Genomic DNA, 14,666 nt, shown 5'->3' with positions numbered 1-14,666 from the left:
CTTGATCCGTACCGCCCAGACGGTCAGTCGACGCTCTTGATCCGTACCGCCGCCAGGGAGTGATTCCATGCGGCAGGTTTGGAACAGCGCCCCTCGGACCGATGTAGTCAGCATGAGCCTGACCCGCAACCGCGCCCACGACCTGGTGACGCTGGCCCTTGGTGCCCGGCGTCAGCCAGCCAGCGGCCTGGCCACCGTGCTCACCATGGCCGCCGACGAGCTCGGCACCAGCCTGGCCGGGGTCTTCCTCGTCCCGGCGGGCACGGGGGGCGCCGAGCTGCTGGCCGCCGGCGGCCCGCTCGCGGCCGGCCTCGGACCGCCGGGGCCGGTCGGCCCGGTCACCACCCGCCTGCTCCGCGACGCCATTGCGCTGGGGGACGAGAGCAGCCCGCAGCCCACGCTCCGCCCCACCCGGCCTCCGGGCGGGCACGCCTGGGCTGGGGCGATGCCGCTGCTGCTGGCCAGCGCCACCACGGTGGTGCTGCTGGTGACGGCCGACCGTCCAGTTGAGACCGACGCGCTGCACTGGCTGGCAGGCCCGGTCGGGCTGCTCGCCCAGCGGGTCTGCGACCAGCGCGAGCTCGAAGCGCTCCGCGCCGAGCTGCACGAGCTCCGCCAGGACCGGAACCTGCTGCGGGCCGGGCTGCAGCACGACCTGCGAGGCCCGCTCACCGCGATCCGGGGCATGGCCGTGACCGTGCGCACCCGGGCCCAGCGGCTCAGCGACGACCAGCGCTCGGAGCTGCTTGCCTGCATCGAGGCGCAGGCCGAGCGGCTCGAGCGGATGCTGTCGGAGGCGCTGGCCGACGTCGGCGCCCGCTCGGACGGGCCGGTGCGGCTGCGGCCGACCGGGGTGCGGGCGGTCGCCGAGCGGGCGGCCGCCGCGGCCCGGTCCAGCCGCGACGGGCAGGTGGTCATCGAGGGCCGGGAGGTCACCCTGGTCACCGACCCCGACCGGCTCGAGCGGTCGCTGCTCAACCTGCTCGACAACGCCCTGAAGTTCGCGCCGCCAGGGACCCAGGCGTACGTGCTGGTCGAGGCGGTTCCCGAGGGGGCGGCGATCACCGTGGCCGACCGGGGACCCGGGGTCGCCGCCGGGGTCCTGCCCCGCCTGTTCGGCGCCTACGCCACCGACCCGGCCAGGCCCGACGGGACCGGCCTCGGCCTGCACTCGGTCCAGCGGCTGGTCGGCGAGCTCGGCGGCCGGGTCGAGTACGCCAGGCAGAAGCAGTGGACGCGGTTCGCGCTGACCGTCCCCGACCGCGCCGCCGAACAGGTGCCGTGACGGCTGCCCTGTCGTTCGAGGACCTGCCAGCACCCGACCTGTTCCTGCTGCGGCAGATCGCGCCCGGCCGGCTGTTCAACGTCGACGGCCGGGGCCGGGGCGCCGGCTGGGCCGGCAACGTCACCGTCGACGCGTCCGCCGAGCCGTTGCTGGCGCGGGTGACGGCCGGCACGGTGCTGCGGCGGCGGTCGGGCGTGCCGTTCCGCGCGTTCGGGCCCTACTGGACCACCGAGGTGGCGGTCGTCGGGATCGGCGGCGACATGGCGGTGCTCGGCGGGACCGGGGCGGCCGGGCCCGACGACGAGCGGCTGCTGGCGCTGGCCGGCGCGGCACTGGGCGCCGCCGGGGCGGTGCCGGCCGAGAAGGTGGTCGCCGACGAGCTGGAGGCCGCCCAGGCAGCGGCCGCGGCGAGCCGGATCCCCCGGGAGTCGGTGGCCGGGGCCGCGCGCGCGCTGGCCGGCCTGACCAGCCGGGCGCTGTCGTGCGGGTTCGGGGCGGTGCTGCTGGTCGAGCCGCAGCTGCACCTCGCCGTGGCCGACGAGGGGTGGCACCCCGCGGCCAGCGCCACCGAGGTCATCACCGCCATGCTGCCGCTCGCGCCGGCCGCGGCCGGCGGGCTGCTGGTCGAGCAGGACCTGCGCGCGAGCCCGTTCCCGTACCGGCCGCTGTCGTTCGCCGACGGGCTGGTGGCCCGCTGCACCGCCCCGCTCCGCCCCCAGGGCGGCAGCGGTCTGCTGCTGGTGGCCCATGCCGGCGGCGCGCCGCGCGGCTTCACCTCGCTCTGCCAGCGGGTGATGGCCGCCGTGGCCAAGGCCGGCGGGGACGCCCTGGCCGAGGCGCTCGCCCGCGAGCAGGGTCAGGTGCTGTAGAGGGCGTCGATCTCCGCGGTGTACTTGGCGTGGATCACGCGCCGCTTCAGCTTCAGGGTCGGGGTCAGCTCCTCGCTCTCGGCCGTCCACTCCGCGGGCACGACCACGAACCGCTTGACCTGCTCGATGCGTGACAGCCGCTGGTTGGCGGCGTCGACCGCCCGCTGCAGCTCCTCGAGCACGCGCGGCTGGCGCGCGAAGCTGGCCAGGGCCTCGAAGGGGATGCCCTGCTGCTTGGCCCAGCCGGGCGCGACCTCGTGGTCGAGCACGACGAGCGCGACCACGTACGGCCGGCCGTCCCCGAACGCGAGCGCCTGGCCGACCAGCGGGTGCTCCTTCAGCAGGTTCTCGATGTTGGCCGGCGACAGGTTCTTGCCGCTCGAGGTGATGATGAGCTCCTTCTTGCGGTCGACGATCCGCAGGTACCCGTCGGCGTCGAGTTCGCCCACGTCGCCGGTGTGCAGCCAGCCGTCGGCGTCGACCAGCTCCGCGGTCGCGTCGGGACGGTCGTGGTAGCCGGGTGTGTTGATCGGGCCGCGCACCAGCACCTCGCCGTCGCCGTCGAGCCGCACCTCGATCCCGGCGATCGCCGGGCCGACCGTGCCGATCTTCAGCTTCCCGGGCGGGTTGCCGGTGGCGACCCCGCTGGTCTCGGTCATGCCGTAGACCTCGATCAGCGGGAGCCCGATGGCGGCGAAGAACTCGGCCACGTCGACCGGGAGCGGCGCGGCCGCGCTCGAGGCGAACTGGCACCGGTCCAGCCCGAGCGCCGCCCGGACCTTGGCCAGCACGAGCCGGTCCAGCGCCGCATGTCTGGCCCGCAGAGCAAGGGAGACCGACGCGCCGCGCTGCTGGCGCCGGACCACGTCGAACCCGGCCTCGACGGCCGACTGGGCCAGCTTGCGCTTGCGGGCGTCGGGCTCGGCGGCGAGCTTGGCGGTGACCCCGGTCCGCACCTTCTCCCACACCCGCGGCACACCGAAGAAGAACGTGGGCCGGGCCTGGCGCACGTAGTCGAGCGCCTGCGCCGGGTCGGGACAGAAGTACACGTGGGCGCGCTTCTGCAGCGGGTCGTAGATCGACAGGACCCGCTCGGCGATGTGAGCCAGCGGCAGGTAGGAGACCGAGGTGAGGCCGTCTGGCAGGCCGCTGAGCCGGTCCAGCGCGGCGCACTCGTACAGCAGGTTCCGGTGGGTGAGCACGACCCCTTTGGGCGGGCCGGTCGTGCCCGAGGTGTACAGCAGCGTCAGCGGGTCTTCCGGCCGGACCCGGGCGCGCAGCTCGTCGAAGGGGGCCCGGCCGGCGGCGAGGGCCTCCCGGCCCCGGGCGACCAGCTCGTCCCAGGCGATCGTGCCGCGCTCGCCGGAGAAGTCCTCGGCGTCCTCCACGAGCACCAGGTGCGCGAGGGCGGGCAGCTCGTGGCGGATCTCCAGCCAGCGCTTGGCCACGTCGCGGTTCTCAAGGACGGCGACCTTGGCGGCACAGTTGGCCGCGCAGTAGCGGATCTGGTCGGGGGCGAGGGTGGCGTAGAACGTGGAGGGGGTGGCGCCGGCGTGGACGGTGGCCTGGTCGGCGATGACGTGCTCGGGCCGGTTGGCCATCATGAGCGCGACGTGGTCGCCGCTGGTCACGCCGAGGCTGGCCAGCCCGAGCGCGACCTCGGCGACGCGGTCCTGGTACGCCCCCCAGGACAGGGTCTGCCAGCCGGCGTCGTCCTTCCACGACAGCGCCGGCGCGTCGCCATGCCCCTGGGCGTGCTCGTGGAGCAGGTCGCAGAAGGTCCGGCCCTCGATCTCCGACTCGATCTCCCGGCGTGCGCTGAGCACGGCGTCGTCGGTCATCCGCTGCCCCCAGTGGCTCGGCGAACCCAGGGCCTGAGCATAGGGACCATGACCAGCGGGGTAAAGGCCATGACCAGCGGGGTAAAGACCATGACCACCGTGTTCAAAGGCCATGACCACCCGGGTCAAGGGCGTGCTGGCGTGTCAGGACCGCCCACGGGTGGCGTCAGATCGACACCCAGTGGGTGGCGAACGGGCCCGCGGGTGGCGTCAGATCGACACCCAGTCGGTCACGAACGGGGCCACGGGCTGCGGCCGCTGGACCCGGCACTGCAGCCGGACGGGACCGGCCTCAAGCTCCGGGACGACGAAACAGCCGAACTCGTCAGCCTCGACGGTGACCGTCCCACCCGGGTGGCGGACCTTCACCTCGGCCGCTCCCGGCGGCACGAGCTGGCCGATCAGCCGGCGCCGGGCGCCGCTGGCCGCGACCTCGACCTCGACGGTCAGGCCGGGCGCGGTGAACGACAGCAGCCGCGGCTCGGCGGAGCCCCGCACGGTCGCAAGCTCCTGCTGGTCGACCAGCGAGTCGAAGGCCAGCTCGGCCAGCTCGGCGTCAACCGTCCGCCAGGTGAAGCTGGCCTTGGCCGCCTCCCGCACCCGCGCCGGCACCGGATCGACCTGCCGCATCACCGTCTGGAGCTCCTTCAGCAGCGACGCGTCCTCGTCGCCGAGCCCGGCGCTCCCAGCCTCGTTCCTCAACGTCCACCCTTTCCGTCAAGTCATTTTCCAGAGCACGCACGGCTGCTCCTGATACGTCCCGTTGCTCTCACGGCCTCCCACGGGATCCGCATGGCCGACGTGCTGCACGCACAGCCGCTCCTGTTACGCCTCGTTCCTCCGGGTCGTGAGCCGGAACGGGGTCGCTCCGGAGGTCGGCACTGCCTGGTTCAATGCTACCAACAGGCAGGCAGATACAGGCAGGCAGTAGATACAGACAGACAGACAGACAGACAGGCACAGGACGGCGCCCGGCGCGCCACCCGAGCGGGAGGAACCCATGACCCGGACCGTCGCCTCGATCATCGGCGGGCAGCCCTGGAGCGGCGCGGCCGGGGCCCGCCGGATCAGCCTGGCCAACCCGGCCCGCACCGACCAGGTGACCAGCGAGGCGGAGCTGGCCGACGCCGCGGCGTTCCTGGACGCCTGCCGCGCCGCGCAGGCGGCCAGGCGAGCGTGGGCGGCGACCCCGGCGCCCGTGCGCGGGCGTGCCATCCAGCAGGCCGGCCGGCTCGTTGAAGCCAACAAGCAGGCGCTGGCCCGCATCGTCACCGACGAGATCGGCAAGCCGTACGCCGAGTCTCTCGGCGAGGTGCAGGAGGTCATCGACACCTGCAGCTTCTTCCTTGGCGAGGGCCGGCGGCTGTACGGGCAGACCGTGCCGAGCGAGATGCCCGACAAGCAGCTGCTCACCTTCCGGACGCCGGTCGGGGTGGCCGCCATCGTCACCGCCGGGAACTTCCCGGTCGCCGTGCCGTCCTGGTACCTGGTGCCCGCGCTGGTCTGCGGCAACCCGGTGGTGTGGAAGCCGGCCGAGTACGCACCGGCCAGCGCGCAGGCCCTGACCCAGCTGTTCCTCCACGCCGGCGTGCCCGCTGGGGTGCTGCACCTGGTCCTCGCCGACGGCCCCACCACCTTCGAGGGGCTCGAACGGGCCCTTACCGCCGGCCTGGTCGACAAGGTCGGCTTCACCGGCTCCACGGAGGTGGGGCGGCGCATCGGAGCGCTGTGCGGCCGCCACCTGCAGACGCCCTGCCTGGAGCTGGGCGGGAAGAACCCGCTGGTGGTCATGGCCGACGCCGACCTCGACCTCGCCGTGGAAGGGGCACTGTTCAGCGGGTTCGGCACCGCCGGGCAGCGCTGCACCTCGCTCGGCACGGTGCTGGTGCACCACTGGGTCCACGACGACTTCCTGGCCCGCTTCACCGCCGCCACCGAGGCGGCGGCCATCGGTGACCCGTACGCCGACGTGCTGTACGGGCCGATGCTCTCCGAGCGGTTCCTCGAGCGGTTCCTCGGCTGGCTGGACCTCGTCGAGGGCCACCACCGGGTCGGCGGGTCGACCGGGATCGGCCGGATCACGCGCGCCAACCCGAGGCAGGGGTTCGTGGGCGACCCCGACGCCGGCCTGTACTGCCACCCGACGATCGTCGACGGCGTCACCGCCAAGGACGAGCTGTACCGCACCGAGACGTTCGGCCCGATCGTGGGCGTGGCCTCCTTCGGCGACTTCGACGAGGCGGTGGACCTCGCCGACGGGCACGGCTACGGGCTGTCGGCGTCGATCTACACCCAGGACCCCAAGGCGGCGTTCCGCTTCCGGGAGCGGGTCGGCGCCGGGATGGTGAGCGTCAACAACTCCACCTCGGGCGCGGAGGCGCACCTGCCGTTCGGTGGCAACGGGCGCTCGGGCAACGGCGCCCGCCAGTCCGGCATCTGGGTGCTCGACCAGTTCACCCGCTGGCAGGCGGTGAACTGGGACTACTCCGGCAGGCTGCAGAAGGCGCAGATGGACGTGGCCGACGTCGACGCCGACCTCGACTTCCGCCTGGACGCCCCTTGACCGGCCCGCCCGCCGGTTGACACCGCGGGCCCTCTGCTGGTTGACACCGCGGGTCTCCTTCCGGCACCGTCGGGAGCGTGACCGGCGTCCTGCTCACCCGGAACCGCGCCCTCGACCACGGGCGCGTGGTCTCGTGCGCCTGTTGGCAGGCCCGGCGGTCCCTCCTGGCGGCATAGCGCGCCGCCGGACAGGCGGGTACCGCTCGGGCCGCGGCTTCCCCCTGCCGTTCGGGCGACCCCGCCCGCGCACGAGAAGGATGGCCCGCCATGCTGGCGACCCGGACCGCCGACCCCTGGACCGACACCGACGTCATCGACGCCAGGGCCCCCCGCTTCAACCAGGCCACCGTCGGCCTGGTCAGCCTCCTTGCCCTGCTCACCGGGTGGTGGTGGCTGCTCGCCCTGCTCGCCTTCCAGCTCGCGCTCGGCCTGACCCTCGGCCGCCGCTTCTGCCTGCCCTGCCTGCTGTACTTCGAGGTGGTGCAGCCCCGCCTCGGCGAGGGGCCGGTCGAGGACGCCCGCCCGCCGCGGTTCGCCAACATGGTCGGCGTGGCCTTCCTCACCGCCGCGTCAGTCGCGTACCTGGCCGGCTTCCGCACCGTGGGCGCGACCCTTGGCGGTATCGTGGCCGCGCTCGCGCTGCTGGCCGCGGTCACCGGGCTCTGCGTGGGCTGCGAGGCCTACCGCCTGCTGGCCCGGGCCCGCGGTGTCCGGCGCGGCGCCGTGGGCGCCGTCGACCTCGGCGAGCTGGGCGCCGACGCCGTCGCCTCCGAGACGCTGGTGCAGTTCACCCACCCGCTGTGCGGCGACTGCCGCGAGCTGGAGGGACGGCTGCGGCGCGACGCCCGCCCACTGGTCAGCGTGGACGTGTCCGAGCGGCCTGACCTCGCCCGCCGCTACCACGTCACCGTGGTCCCGACCGCGTTCACGGTCGCCGGCGACGGCACCGTCCTCGAACGCCTGGCCTGACCCCAGCGACCATACTTGACTTGGGGAACGTCACTTGGAGAACGTCACTTGGGGAACGTCCGCGGGAGGTTGATCACTGCGAGAGGAGACCGTGCTCTTTCGCCCACTGAAACAGCGTGGCACCGGTGCATGGCAGTCGCGCGTCCGTGTCCCGGAGTTGGTCGACGAGCCGCTCGGCATCGGGAAGCGATAGCTCACTCGCGCTCACTCCATTGGTGATGAGCCACAGCGTGCCGTGGACGACGACCCCTCGCATCGATGCGGCGTGCGTCCCGGCCCGCTCGTCGATCACCGCGACGCCGGCATTGACCTCAGCCCACGCGAGCACCGACGCCTCGCCGACATCCCGCTCCCCACTGCCCAGGATCTGGGCGTAATGGGCGAACGCCCGAAGCTCAGGCAGGCCGTCGCAGGCCACGACTTCGAGCCAGTCAACGTTTCGAATGTCGGCCAGGGGCGGATGCGTCAGCTCGCCCCCGCGAACCTCGTCCAAGACCGCTCTCGGGGTGACCCGCCTGTAGTTCGCGGTGAGGCGGTCGAGAACCGCCAGGCGGCCAGCTCGTGCGAAGTGGCTGAGCGGGGAGGTGTCAAAGACCAGCGCGTTCACGGCAGCGGATCGAACTCACGGCGCAGTGCCTCGACGGGCAGCGCGTCGAGCTGCGGCAGCTCTTCCTTTGCAACAGAGCCCCACAGAAGGTCGACCGTGCGGTTCGCCCCGAGCTTTCCGCCGCGGTAGGCACGGAGCACTGCCTGCGCATAGCGAGGCGAGGCTGACGGTGGATGCAGCTCCTCGACCACGGCCATTCCCAGCTCGATGAAGTCGGCCCTGGTCGGAGGGTGGGCCAGCAACGCTCGACGCTCGGCGTCGGTGACCAGCCCGAGGCTCTTCAACTGGCTGCAGAGCGCGGACCAGCTCACGCGGTACTCTACGCCGAGACGGACCGCCTTCTCCCGAGGCTCACCCGCTCCGGCTTGCCATCGTCTCGTGACCGACTCGCGAGGCAGCAAGAGGTGACTGGCAAACTCGTTGACTCGACGTTCCGTCTCGTCACCGTTCTCAGCGAGGGACAGGTCGGTGGAGTACTCGTCGGCGAACACGTGGTGGCCGATCTCGTGGGCCAACGTGAAGCGGCGACGGCCCGGGTCGGTGTCGCCATTGATCACCGCGACCCCGAAGTCGCCGAGCGACACGTAGGCGCCGTCGCCGGAGGATTCGCCGAGCGGCAGCGAGAAGCAGACGAGCCCGAGCCGCTCGGCGATGTCGGCGAGCTGGACAAGTGGCTCGGTTCCCTGACCCAGGCTGCTGCGGACGCGGTCCGCCGCGCGCTCGGCTTCGCTGACGCTCCGTGGTGTCGGAAGCTGTAGGTCGCTGACAGCAGGGTTCAGGAAACCTTGCCCCACGAGGAACTCCACGTCGCGAGCTGCCTTGTCGACGGCTCGGTCGAGGTGCATCGAGCGGTGACCGACCGCGGCGTCGGCCCGGCGGCTCACCACCGGCTGGGGTGACTCCACAAGGAACCAGTCCAGTGGCCGCTGCAGCTCGGAGGCGATACCAGCCAACTCGACGGCGGACACCTTTCGAGCACCGGCCTCGATCTTGGCGAGCGCCGTTCGATCCAGCCCAAGCGTCGCCGCGAGGTCGGCCTGCGTACGCCCGGCTTCGACACGGGCATCAGCGATGCGCTGGCCGATCTGCTTCTGCTCGAAGATCTGACCTGGTGACACGTGTGCGATTTTAGCACGCGAATGGTCGGCCGGGTCCAGCTCCTGGCTTGGCTCGCCGTAGCGGGCGCCCGGCGAGGCGCCGTACTTGAACCGCAGCAGGTGTTCGTGGCACCTGCCGCAGCGCCACGGCAGGGCTGTGACGGGACCGTTATCTCAGCACTTCGGGAAGGGGCACGTCCGCCTGCGCCCGGCGCGTGAACCGGCTCACGATGTCCGACACTGCACCTTCGTTGGTGAGGCCCGTCGACCGGTTGCGGGCGTAGGCGATCAGCTCGCTCAGGTCGCTGGCGAGTTCCTCGTCCTTGAGCCGCTGCGCGAAGGTGCGGAGCTGCCGAAGTGGCCGGATGCAGGCCGGATAGCCAGCAGCAGCCTGCTGGAGCGCTTGCCGAGCAACCCAAAGCTGGGTCTGCGCTCGGTCGAAGATCGGCTGCTCGTCGAAGTGCCAGTATCGGCAGCACTCGACAAAGTGCAGCTGCTTCTCCCAGTCAGCGGACGCGTGGTATCGACGCCACGGCTCGGTTGGTCCGGCAAGCAGGCGCTGTCCTCTGCTGGTGCGCACGGTGAGCTCGAGCTGGGTGATGCGCTCGGGAAGGTGTGGAACCAGGACGGCCACGGGCTGCAGCGGCTGGGTCGGGAGCTCGGCGGTACCTGCAGCCCGCACGGTGTAGTCGTGCAGCTCGACGGTGACCTCGGTCCAGGACTGCAGGCCGAGCAGCGTCGCGATCGTGTCCTCGTCGGCCATGTCGAAGTGGCTGTAGTCCAGCGCGCCGACCAGCGTGATACCGATCCCGGCTGCGGCGGCGGCAAGCGCGAAGAACAGCGCCTGGAGCGTCTCCACGGCGGTGAGGACCTGGTCAAGGAGCACCAAGCCCGAGATCGGCTGGGTGTTGGGGCGGCGCACGCCGTGATCGGTGAGGATCAGCTCGTCGCCTTCGATCAGGTAGTCCTCGTGCGCCTTGGCGTCACGCAAGGCGATGTCGAGGCCGTCCAGCAGCGGGACGAGGCTTGGCTGCTGGGATGCCTGGCGCAGCAGCATGCCCGCGTTCCGGCGGCGCACGTCCTGGTAGCTGCGTTGGCCGTTCACGGTCAGGAGCGCCGCGACGTAGCGCTTGCCGGGGCCTTCGAGCAGCTCGTGGGCAAGGGCGAGGACGGCGCGGACCGCCTGCCGGTCATCGCGGGCGGCCGCAAGGACGGCTTGGGCGGTGACCGCGGCGTCGTAGCCGCGCCGAGCAGCATCCTGGATGTCGTCGACCAGCGTGTGGTCGTGGACCAGCCGCTGGAGCTGGTCGGGACGCCGCGTGAAGACTGCGTAGGCGTCGTGGGCGATTCGGCGGAAGCGCTGGTCGTCAAGGACCACCTCGGCGTGCAGCGTCATCATGCGCAGCAGCAGACCCATACCGCTGGGGCAGGAAGCACCGAGGAGCTGCTCGAAGTCCCGGGCGCCGTCCTGCTCGAGCAGGAGTAGATCGGTGGTGCCGGCCAGCCGGTAGGCCTCGACGGCGAGCGCGGCGACGATGTCGCCGGCCCGGTCGGAGGCGCTGATCCGCCGCCAGCGCTCCAGCCGCTCGATGAGGTGATTGCCTTCGTCCTCTGCGGCATCCAGGGCCTGCTGCCCCGCGTCGGCGGCTGCTTGGGCTTGCAGCGGCGTGGGCGCCGCGCATGCCGTGAGGTAGCAGCCGGCCACCTGGGTGAGGTGCCCGATCAGCGCGTCGGCGGTGCGCCAGAGCGGCAGGTGCGGCCGAAGCCACCGGGACGTGTGGAGCTGGTCGCGGAGGTCGACGAGGTTGGTGACGAGTTCGAGCAGCCGCGGAGCGGCCGAGGGGTCCTGGATGGCGGCGTTGAGGGTCGGCAGGAACCGGCCCACCCACTCCACGAGGGGGTCGAATGCCTGCTCTGGCGGCCACGGATCGCTGGCCGGGCGCGATCGGGCTTGGCTGCCAGGTTGGCGGTCGAGGATGGCCAGGGCCTCGCGGGCGAGCCGCTGGCGGCGCTGGAGGTCCGGGTCGACCTCGCGCGGGTCGGGGCGTGCACCGCAGGTCGGGCATGGTATCCCGACGACACGGGCCCCGCGGCAGCCGCGGCACTCGATCTGCTTCCACGACAGCCCAATCCTGTTCGCGCGCCGGCGGCTGGTCATGTTTGCACGTAGCCCTTGAACGAGGGGGTCTCAGGGTGCATGCAGTATGGCGGCCCAGACCCAGGCACGCCGGTGAATTTCGCCAGGACACTCGGCGACGCCGGTTGTAGGTCGTTCGGACGGAGACGGTGGTGAGCGCCTGTCAAGCCGACCAGGAGTAGGGCTGGATGGTTGGAGGCCACGTCCGGTCTTGGAGCTTTGCCCAAACCAAGTTCGCCGTGCGCCCAGGCGAGCTTGTCGCACAGCTGCTGGCTCTCCTCCCGCGAACTGGCGAGGACGGCAATGGGACTTGGCACACCCTTGACTATGCAGCAGGCAAGGGCCTACCACACCTCATTGTTCCACTCCAAATTGAAGGGCCTGAATCTACCCCTTGGCCGCGCCTGATCGGGTGAGCGAACGTCGCGCCAAGACGTGCTGTTCATGGAAGTCCCGGGCTTCTGGCACGTCGGCATACCTGCTCATCAGGAGCCTATCCAGCTCAGCGGCCCGCCACAGCGTCGAGGTGCGAAGGAACGCGGAATCAAACGCCTTAGCCCCGACCTCGGCCGCACCGTCGACCTCCCCACGCAGCCCCAGAATCATTCCGAGTTCAACTTGGGTGGTCGCAACGCGGGTCGGCCAATAGTTCGGCCGCTCGGGATCGCTACACTCCTCGATCACTCGGTTCGCGTGCTCCTCGGCAGGATCGGGCTCGCCCAACAGCACGAAGCTCGTCGCAGCATAGAACGACAGCTTCGGGGCGTCGAAGACGAAATGGTGCTCCGGATGCGCTGGGGCCGGCGTCTTATCCATCTCCTTCGTCGCGCGCCGGATCGCCCGCTCGGTCTCCCATTTGTCGCCGCGTCGGGCCCATGCTCTGGCCTGCTGCAGGGTCAACGCGACCAACGCGGAAGCACCCGCCGGCGCGAACGCCTCGCCGGCGCGGGCCGCCTCGATGGCGTCGCGATAGCTACCATCGGCGAGGGAGAACCATGCCTTCGTCTCCAACGCCCACGCCATCAGGTCATGATGATCGGCCTGCCTGCCGAGGTGGAATGCAACGCCGCGGTTCGCCTCGGCGGCGGTGCGGTCGCCAACGTCGAAGTGCAGGCAGGCAAGCAGGAGCGCGAGCCAGCCGGCGGAGACGAGCAGGTGCCGTCGCTGCGCGATCGTGAGTCGTCCTTGGAGGAGCTGGCCGACGTACCTGAGCTGCTTTAGGACCTCCCGCCGAAGCACGACAGGCATCGTACTGGAGTAGTCTCGGCAGAATCGATCGACGATGCGGTCGATCGTCTCCAGCGTGTCCGGGCCGATGTCTGATTGCTCGGTCTGCCGCATCAACTCGACTGCGTCGGCCGTCCAATCTTCACCAGCAGCCACTGTCTCGGTGTTGTACTGCCCATCCTCGACGGAGGAAGTCACCAAGGGCCTACGGCGGACCGATGCGCGTTCCTCGCTGGTAGGCAGGCCCAGATGGTCGGCCGGGAGCCCGAACAGACGGCACAGCCCCCTCCGGTAACGCCGCTCGGGCCGTCGCATGCCACGTTCCCAGCGCCACCACATGTTGGCGTTCACGCCGGCCTGCTTGTCACCCATTGCGAGCATGACCTCTCGCAGATGCCCGGCTGCCTCGCCCAACGACCAATCGCGAAGTTCACGCTGCTCGCGTAGCAGCAAGTTATCTTCTCGCTCGATCGGCATGGAGTCCCTCTAGCGGACGAATAAGGGCAATCGTACCGCGTAGGCCGATCCTTGCTTCTCGCAATGGTCTTCTCATCGTCCACAGCGGCCGAGTGGACGAAGCGCGGCCGATACCGTCAAACCGCCCGCTCATGATCCCTAACAGGGCTACGCGCTCGCCGCGGTCGCCGTTGGGCTGGTCGTCTGCATCCTCCTGCGGGTCGCCGAGCCGGCCGCCATGACCAGCCGGCCCGACCCCGAGGACCCGCTTGCCCAGGTCGCGGCGTCTGATCAGGACGCGGCATCGTTCGGGGAGCAGGCGCCGTGGTGGCCCGGGCGTCGGCGGCGTGCGATCCGGGGACGGGCGGCATGAACGCCCTGGGCGTGGCCCTGATTCTCCTGGCCGTGCTGGGCGGGACGGTCCTGGTCGCCGGGTTGCTGTACGCCGACTACCAGAACGAGTGCGACCACCGGCGCTGGCTGGCCCGGCGGCAGCGCTGGGCAGCGCGGGAGCAGGACAGGGAGCATGACTGACCCCACCGAGGCGGTCTCGCCGGCCGAAGACCACCGCTCACCGACCCTCCCCCGGCGGCCGGCGTGGGTGCGGCACAATGCGAGCGTGATCGTCGACTGCGCGGTGTACGAGAACGGCGTCCGGCGTCCGGGCGTGGTCGACCTGAGGGACGCCTACGAGGCGGCCGGCAAGGGCGCGTTCGTGTGGATCGGGCTGCACCAGCCGACCGAGGAGGAGTTCGGATCGGTCCGGCGCGAGTTCAACCTCCACCCGCTGGCCGTCGAGGACGCCATCAAGGCCCACCAGCGGCCCAAGCTGGAGGTCTACGACGACACGCTGCTGCTGGTCCTCAAGCCGGCCCGCTACGTCGACCATGAGGAGGTCCTCGACTTCGGCGAGATCCTGCTGTTCGTCGGCGAGGGGTTCGTGGTCTCGGTGCGCCACGGCCAGACCAAGGCCCTGGTCGAGGTCCGGTCCAGGCTCGAGGCCCACCCGGAGCTGCTGGGCTGCGGGCCGAGCGGGGTGATGTACGCGGTCCTCGACCACGTCGTGGACAACTACGTCCCGGCCGTGGAAGGCGTCGACGAGGACATCCGCGAGATCGAGCAGCAGGTCTTCGCCGGCCAGGGCGGCTCGGCCGAGCGGATCTACAAGCTGCAGCGCGAGGTGCTCGAGTTCCTCCGGGCGACCGCGCCCCTGATCGACCCGCTGGAGCGGCTGGCCAGGGGCCGGCTCCCCCATGTCGACCCCGAGATGCGCGAGTACTTCCGCGACGTCTACGACCACGCACTGCGGGTCGTCGAGCAGGTCGACGGGTTCCAGCGCCTGCTCAACAACGCCCTCGAGGCCAACGCCACCCAGGTGACCCTGCGCCAGAACGAGGACGTCCGCAAGATCTCGGCCTGGGTGGCCATCCTCGCGGTGCCCACGATGATCGCCGGGATCTACGGCATGAACTTCGAGCACATGCCCAAGCTGCGCTCAACGATCGGCTACCCGCTGGTCATCGGCGTGATGGTGCTGGCCTGCTCGCTGCTGTACCGGATGTTCCGCCGCAGCGGCTGGCTGTAGGTGCGACGAGCGGAGGTCCTCGAGCTGTTCG

At 71.2% G+C, this 14,666-nt stretch carries 12 protein-coding genes; 6 read left to right on the top strand and 6 right to left on the bottom strand.

Features of this window, described 5'->3' with window-relative positions; genetic code table 11:
- Positions 1 to 112 precede the first annotated feature (112 nt).
- Both VG276_03970 and VG276_03965 read left to right on the top strand, forming a co-directional pair.
- Positions 113 to 1,285: an ATP-binding protein gene (locus tag VG276_03970; GenBank protein ID HEV8648561.1), complete on the top strand. Its 1,173-nt coding sequence runs from the start codon at positions 113 to 115 to the stop codon at positions 1,283 to 1,285.
- Positions 1,282 to 2,154, top strand: a complete 873-nt coding sequence (locus tag VG276_03965) for a hypothetical protein (GenBank protein HEV8648560.1) — start codon at positions 1,282 to 1,284, stop codon at positions 2,152 to 2,154. The genes VG276_03970 and VG276_03965 overlap by 4 nt, the downstream gene beginning before the upstream one ends.
- Here the strand turns inward: VG276_03965 and VG276_03960 are convergent.
- The gene (locus tag VG276_03960) at positions 2,142 to 3,995 is read right to left on the bottom strand and encodes a long-chain fatty acid--CoA ligase (protein ID HEV8648559.1); all 1,854 of its coding nucleotides are present in this window, start codon (positions 3,993 to 3,995) and stop codon (positions 2,142 to 2,144) included. The two genes, VG276_03965 and VG276_03960, sit on opposite strands and share 13 nt — an antisense overlap.
- A 210-nt stretch (positions 3,996 to 4,205) precedes the next feature.
- Complete coding sequence (locus tag VG276_03955; protein ID HEV8648558.1) at positions 4,206 to 4,697, bottom strand: hypothetical protein; 492 nt, start codon at positions 4,695 to 4,697, stop codon at positions 4,206 to 4,208.
- A 298-nt stretch (positions 4,698 to 4,995) separates the two neighbouring features.
- Between VG276_03955 and VG276_03950 the strand changes: the two genes are divergently transcribed.
- Together VG276_03950 and VG276_03945 are read left to right on the top strand one after the other, a co-directional pair.
- The gene (locus VG276_03950; protein ID HEV8648557.1) at positions 4,996 to 6,558 is read left to right on the top strand and encodes an aldehyde dehydrogenase family protein; all 1,563 of its coding nucleotides are present in this window, start codon (positions 4,996 to 4,998) and stop codon (positions 6,556 to 6,558) included.
- 266 nt (positions 6,559 to 6,824) lie between these two features.
- Complete coding sequence (locus tag VG276_03945) at positions 6,825 to 7,526, top strand: DUF4395 family protein (protein HEV8648556.1); 702 nt, start codon at positions 6,825 to 6,827, stop codon at positions 7,524 to 7,526.
- 73 nt (positions 7,527 to 7,599) lie between these two features.
- Here VG276_03945 and VG276_03940 read toward each other — a convergent pair whose 3' ends face one another.
- The 4 genes from VG276_03940 to VG276_03925 all read right to left on the bottom strand — a co-directional run bounded on the left by VG276_03940 (position 7,600) and on the right by VG276_03925 (position 13,071).
- Positions 7,600 to 8,133 carry a hypothetical protein gene (locus VG276_03940; protein ID HEV8648555.1) on the bottom strand — a complete coding sequence of 178 codons (534 nt, stop codon included), beginning with the start codon at positions 8,131 to 8,133 and terminating at the stop codon, positions 7,600 to 7,602.
- Entirely contained in the window at positions 8,130 to 9,251 is a 1,122-nt protein-coding gene (locus VG276_03935; protein HEV8648554.1) for an XRE family transcriptional regulator, read from the bottom strand. Before VG276_03935 ends, VG276_03940 begins: the two co-directional genes overlap by 4 nt.
- Positions 9,252 to 9,399: 148 nt before the next feature.
- Positions 9,400 to 11,388, bottom strand: coding sequence for a hypothetical protein (locus VG276_03930; GenBank protein HEV8648553.1), 1,989 nt, complete (start codon positions 11,386 to 11,388; stop codon positions 9,400 to 9,402).
- A gap of 366 nt (positions 11,389 to 11,754) precedes the next feature.
- The gene (locus VG276_03925) at positions 11,755 to 13,071 is read right to left on the bottom strand and encodes a hypothetical protein (GenBank protein ID HEV8648552.1); all 1,317 of its coding nucleotides are present in this window, start codon (positions 13,069 to 13,071) and stop codon (positions 11,755 to 11,757) included.
- A 303-nt stretch (positions 13,072 to 13,374) separates the two neighbouring features.
- On the opposite strand from VG276_03925, the gene VG276_03920 reads away from it, so the two are divergent.
- Positions 13,375 to 13,584: a hypothetical protein gene (locus tag VG276_03920; protein HEV8648551.1), complete on the top strand. Its 210-nt coding sequence runs from the start codon at positions 13,375 to 13,377 to the stop codon at positions 13,582 to 13,584.
- Entirely contained in the window at positions 13,577 to 14,635 is a 1,059-nt protein-coding gene (corA, locus tag VG276_03915) for a magnesium/cobalt transporter CorA (protein HEV8648550.1), read from the top strand. Before VG276_03920 ends, corA begins: the two co-directional genes overlap by 8 nt.
- The last annotated feature ends 31 nt before the right edge of the window (positions 14,636 to 14,666 follow it).

The organism is Actinomycetes bacterium, assembly GCA_036000965.1.
GTDB lineage: Bacteria > Actinomycetota > CALGFH01 > CALGFH01 > CALGFH01 > DASYUT01.
This window is presented reverse-complemented; position numbering and strand designations above follow the sequence as displayed.